The sequence below is a fragment of the Mesorhizobium sp. M7A.F.Ca.AU.001.01.1.1 genome, assembly GCF_004022735.1.
In the GTDB taxonomy this organism is placed as follows: domain Bacteria; phylum Pseudomonadota; class Alphaproteobacteria; order Rhizobiales; family Rhizobiaceae; genus Mesorhizobium; species Mesorhizobium ciceri.
The window spans coordinates 1-5,309 of the sequence record NZ_RZPF01000472.1; the positions used below are offsets into that span (position 1 = coordinate 1).

The following is a 5,309-nucleotide window of genomic DNA, read 5'->3' on the forward strand; positions in this document are numbered from 1 at the left end:
ATCCGGACTGGCATGGCGGCAAATATTTCGAGCACGGCAAACGCCCGGAAAAGGGCCTGGCGGTAGCGCGCATGGCCGCCCACATCACTTACCTGTCGGAAGCCGCCCTGCACCGCAAGTTCGGCCGCAATCTGCAGGATCGCGAAGCGCTGACCTTCGGCTTCGACGCCGACTTCCAGATCGAAAGCTATCTTCGGCACCAGGGCATGACCTTCGTCGATCGCTTCGACGCCAATTCCTACCTCTACATGACGCGGTCGATGGACTATTTCGACCTCGCCGCAGACCATGGCGGCCGGTTGGCCGATGCCTTCGCCGGCACGAAAACCCGCTTCTGCTTGGTGTCGTTCACCTCGGATTGGCTGTTCCCGACCGAGGAGAGCCGCTCGATCGTGCATGCGCTCAACGCCGCCGGCGCATCGGTATCCTTCGTCGAGATCGAGACCGACCGTGGCCACGACGCATTCCTGCTCGACGAGCCGGAACTGTTTGCCGCGATAAACGGCTTCATCGGCTCGGCGGCCCGAGCGAGAGGGCTGAGCGCATGACCCGGAAAAATTGCAGGCTTTTCGGATCGGGATCATGCGCCAGGCGGGAGGCGAAGCCATGAGCGTCAACCGCGACCAGCGCGTCGACCTCGAAGTCGTCGCCAACCTCATCCCGCCACAGTCGCGCGTGCTCGATGTCGGCTCGGGCGACGGCTCGCTGCTCGAACTGCTGCAGGACACCAAGCAGGTCGACGGCCGCGGACTCGAGCTGTCGCAGCGCGGCGTCAACGAATGTGTGGCGCGCGGCCTCTCGGTCATCCAGGGCGACGCTGACAAGGATCTCGAATTCTATCCCGACAAGGGCTTTGACTTCGTCGTCCTGTCGCAGACGCTGCAGGCCACCCGCAACCCGAAGCTGGTGCTCGACGAACTGCTCAGGATCGGCAACCGCGCCATCGTCTCCTTCCCCAATTTCGGCCATTGGCGTGTGCGCCTGTCGCTGTTCCTCAACGGCCGCATGCCGGTGACCAAGGACCTGCCCTATTCCTGGTACGACACGCCCAACATCCACTTCTGCACCATCCGCGATTTCGTCAATCTGTGCGACGAACTCGGCGCGACAGTCGAGAAGGCAACCGCCCTCGACGCCGCCGGCCAGAAGATCGGCTTGTCGATGCCGTGGTGGTTCTGGAATTTCTTCGGCCAGCAGGCAGTGTTCTTGCTGAAACGGTAATTTCCTCACCGATCAAAGACCCGACTCGCCAAGCAACAGTGTGTTTGGCGCCGAGCAAAGTCGCCCTGTATGACGATCGCGAACCAGTGTAAATGGCGTCGACTGTTTGACAGCGGGCTAGTGCGGCTATAGCCACACTGACGGCTCGGGGGGGCAAAAAATGGTCGAAGAACGCGCAACTTATTCACTCGTCGTCGAAATGGAGAATGCAAAATCGATCGACTGGGGCGAGATCGGCGTTGGGATGAAGGCCTTGGCTCGGGAAATCTCATCGGTTTCAGCAACCGGTTCAGCGCGACCAAGGATCGTCATCTCTCACGGCGGAGCAGAGTCGGACAAAGAGGCGTTGCGTCGTGAGATTTCGAATGAGGCCCCGCAGCTCGGTCAGGTTGCCGAACTCGTCTTCACAGCTTTCCCTGGCGGCCGATATTACGACCTGAAGAACAACGGTATGCTGGCATCGGACGGAGATATCGTCATCTTTCTGGATTCCGACGTGGTCGCGGAACCAGGATGGCTATCAGGACTGCTTGAACCCTTTGAAAACTCTGAAGTTATCTGCGCAAACGGATATACATACCTTTCATACGACGACTTCTTTTCAAGAACCTTTGCGTTGATCTGGTTTTTCCCGATGGCCCGTGGTGACGGGCGATTTGCCTCGAAGCGAGCGATCAACGCCAACAATGTAGCGTTTCGACGCGAGTGGATCCTCAGCCACCCTTTTCCAAAACATAACGGCTTCAAGGTTTCCTGCACTTTGCTGATGCGCGAACTGCTGCGGGAAGGCCACAAAATTCATAATGTCAACGCACGCGTTTATCACTATTCGCCGCGGGGCTGGCGGTTCTTTTACTGGCGCGCCCTGGTTACAGGTCGCGACGCCGACCGGAAGTTCGTTGCGCTCAATTCGCCGAGCCGCACGCGACGGATAGTCAAGTCCTTCAGCCGGTGGCTCACCATGTCATGGCGCACGACACGACGGATCGTAGGCCATGCCCGGGAAACCGGGATGCCGCTTTGGCAGGTTCCCTTTTCTCTGATTGTCGGTCAGGCATTTTATGGTTTGGCGTTTTGGGGCCAGTTCAGTTTCGCAACTGGCATGGTTCGCGACAAAATCGAAACGGTGCCAGACTATGTTGGGCATAGCTAGACGCTGTACCGCCATTCCTTGAACCGCAGTTCAGCGTCCAATTGATCCTTGATCCGGCGATTGCTCCAGAACATCCGTGGCCTTGTGCGGATGTTCGACGCCGTCGACGAACACCACATCGGCCTCCGAATTGTCCGTGCGCAGCGCCAGTATCGCTTGGTAGGCCGGCGAATTGTACCAGCCATGCACATGCTGCCTGTCGGGAAATTCTATGATGATCAGATGGCCAGGCCAGTCGTTCTCGATCACCTCCACATCGCCGCCATGGACCAGAAAACGGCCGCCGAAAGGTTCCAGCGTGGCATCTATCCTATGCAGATATTCGACGATCTGCGGACCCATTGTGGCTTGGCGCATATGGGCGACGGCGTAAGCGGCCATGACTGAACTCCCTTGTCATCGAAGCCGAGTTGCCGGCCTCTGCATGGGCAATCTGACCAAAGGCCGAGCGCTAAGCGATTACGTCTGAGGTAATGGGATGTATGCTATCTGTCATGATGGGTTGCTTCCACGGTGATTCGTAATGCTATGTGCGGCGGTGCTGTTGCAATTGGAACGCTAAGAGCGGGGATTCGTTGTCTCGCCTGGATTGAGTACCGGCACGGTGGGTGACAGGGGCAGTCGTTTTTTATAGCGTCGCGCCGACTGTGATGTGGTGTAGAGAAAGGGAAGTCCAATCCATTCGACCGTTCTGAAAATCGAAAAGTCCTGGACAGACGCGCAACCCTGCGCAGGAAACAGCTGACAGACATGGCCGGGATCGATCCAGTACCTCTCATCACGGTCATTACGCCGACCCACAACCGACGCGAAACAGTGTTGCGCGCCGTGGAAAGCGTATTCTCCCAGAGCATGTCGAGGTTTGAGCACATTGTCGTCGACGATGGTTCGACCGATGGGACCGAAGCGGCGCTGGCCCGCATCCAGGACCCGCGGCTGATCTATGTCGGGGCGAAATGGCGAGGCGCCAACGCCGCCAGGAATGCCGGCATCGAGCGGGCGCGGGCACCGTTGGTGACGTTCCTCGATTCCGACGACATCTACTTGCCGCACCGGCTTGAACGAACCCTGACCTGGTTCGATGAAAATCCTGCACTGCAAGTGCTGATCAGTTCGTTCGTGTCCCTGAAGGGCAATCGCATCACAAACTGCGCCAACCCAGAGGCATTCGTGAGCCCCGCAATGCTTGAGCGGACGCTGGTTGGGCAGACCATCTTCATCGCCGGCTCCGCGATCACTGCTCGCCGTGAAGCCTTGCTGGCCATCGGCGGCTACGACAGCGACATCACCCGCATGCAGGATCGCGAATTGCTGCTGCGCCTTGCCCGGCGCTTCGGTGCGCAACTGTCCGAGGACCTCGACTGGACGAAATACAATTCGGAGAACTCGATTTCCGGCCGCCGTGACGGCTATGTCGAGGCCTATGCGAACCTGATGGGCAAACATCCTCATATTGCCCACGCCTACCCGCACATTCCGCCTTACATGATCTCGCGGCAGCTCATCGCCGATATCCTGCGAGGCAGGATACCGGAGGCATTCCAGGGCTATATGGCCAACCGATCGTCGAAAGCGCTTGGCTACTCGCTGCCGGAATTGATGCAAGGCTATGTCCATGGCCGACGCTGGCGCCGCGATCTCTCCAACGAGTTTCGCAACCAATGTGGCGCCCGGCTCGCCTGAACCCAGAGCAACTCCAGGAAAATCGTGGAACGGTTTTCCCTCCGGATTGCGTGAACCGCACTATCGAGAGCTCAGCGGTCAAGTTCGGGAAAATACGGATCCGATAAAAACCGCCTGTCCCGTTCGCCCTGCAGGCAGTCTATCGGCTTGGCCGCGTCGACGGGGGTGATTCTCGCCTTGTCCCGAATGCCGCTCACTTCGAGGATCAGCTTGCGCCGGATGGCTGTCGAAAACTCCGCGGCGGCATAGATGGGCAGCACGAAGGAACCGGGCCCGCCGGTCACGCATTGCGCGTAATACTGGTCGAGATGGCTGAAGGTGGGCGACGGGCTGATCAGGATCGGCAGGCCGTTGACGACGATGCCTTTGGCAGTCGCCGCATCACGCGTCGCGGTGACTGGCGGTCCGATATTGTTCGGTCCGTCGCCCGAAATGTCGATGACGCTACGTTCGCCCTGGAAAGACGTGCGGTCGAAAAGCTCGGCACCGAAGGCCAGCGCGCCGGAAATCGAAGTGCCGCGAAAGCTGCGGAACGGACGCGCCGCGACCTCGTCGGCAAAGCTGTTGGCGCTCTCGGCACTATCGATGATCTGCCAGCCGATGACCGCGTCGTCGCGCACCGTGCCGGCCCACTCGAAATAGGTCAGCGCTATGCGGCCCGTGGCGCCGGCGCGGACAGCCTTGATGAAGTCGGGATGCCGCAGCGCCTCGACATAACCGGCGCGCTGCAGCGCGAACTCCTTCTCGTCCATCGACAGCGAGATGTCGACTGCCAGCACCAGCTCGACGTCGACGGCGAGCGCATCCCGCGGCGAGGCGGCGGGGGCAGCCTGGGCGCAGGCAAGACAGGCAAGCAGGCGCAGAGCATCAAGCATGGCCGTCGCCAGGTTGTTCTCCCGAAGAGCTTCCCTCGCGATCACGGCAAAATAAAGCTTTGCTTCCCCGTCCGGATATCAGGTCATTTCTTGCCGCGGGCGGCGACTGGCGGCGGTTCGATCGCGCCGGCTCTGACGCGGGCGGGCTTCAGCGCTGGCGCACCGGAATCCTTGACGATCGTCAACGCGCGCGGGAAGAAGTGGTCGTTGTGCTGGCCGCGCCCGATGTGGAGGAGCGCTGTCGCCGGCAAACGCTTCTCGAGCATCGACAGCACGCGTCTTAGCGATGGGCCGTCGAATGCATCCAGCGCCTCGTCGATGATCACCCATTTCGGCTGCCGCAACGCGAGCCTGGCGAAGGCCAGCGAGCGCTGTTC

At 60.1% G+C, this 5,309-nt stretch carries 5 protein-coding genes and 2 pseudogenes; 4 read left to right on the plus strand and 3 right to left on the minus strand.

Features of this window, described 5'->3' with window-relative positions; genetic code table 11:
• The 3 genes and pseudogenes from metX to EN884_RS24610 all read left to right on the plus strand — a co-directional run.
• Positions 1-548, plus strand: a pseudogene (gene metX / locus EN884_RS24600) (homoserine O-acetyltransferase); the annotation flags it as partial.
• A gap of 58 nt (positions 549-606) precedes the next feature.
• Positions 607-1,221, plus strand: a complete 615-nt coding sequence (gene metW, locus EN884_RS24605) for a methionine biosynthesis protein MetW (RefSeq protein ID WP_013529385.1) — start codon at positions 607-609, stop codon at positions 1,219-1,221.
• Between the two features lie 160 nt (positions 1,222-1,381).
• Positions 1,382-2,374 carry a glycosyltransferase gene (locus tag EN884_RS24610; RefSeq protein WP_063169100.1) on the plus strand — a complete coding sequence of 331 codons (993 nt, stop codon included), beginning with the start codon at positions 1,382-1,384 and terminating at the stop codon, positions 2,372-2,374.
• A 30-nt stretch (positions 2,375-2,404) separates the two neighbouring features.
• Here EN884_RS24610 and EN884_RS24615 read toward each other — a convergent pair whose 3' ends face one another.
• Complete coding sequence (locus EN884_RS24615; protein ID WP_013529383.1) at positions 2,405-2,755, minus strand: DUF1330 domain-containing protein; 351 nt, start codon at positions 2,753-2,755, stop codon at positions 2,405-2,407.
• 369 nt (positions 2,756-3,124) lie between these two features.
• On the opposite strand from EN884_RS24615, the gene EN884_RS24620 reads away from it, so the two are divergent.
• On the plus strand, positions 3,125-4,057 hold the full coding sequence (locus tag EN884_RS24620; protein ID WP_013529382.1) for a glycosyltransferase family 2 protein: 933 nt from the start codon (positions 3,125-3,127) through the stop codon (positions 4,055-4,057).
• Positions 4,058-4,128: 71 nt separating this feature from the next.
• On the opposite strand, the gene EN884_RS24625 is transcribed toward EN884_RS24620, so the two are convergent.
• Positions 4,129-4,932 carry a DUF1194 domain-containing protein gene (locus EN884_RS24625; protein WP_063169101.1) on the minus strand — a complete coding sequence of 268 codons (804 nt, stop codon included), beginning with the start codon at positions 4,930-4,932 and terminating at the stop codon, positions 4,129-4,131.
• Between the two features lie 83 nt (positions 4,933-5,015).
• Positions 5,016-5,309 (minus strand): annotated as a pseudogene (locus tag EN884_RS24630) (ABC transporter ATP-binding protein/permease); the annotation flags it as partial.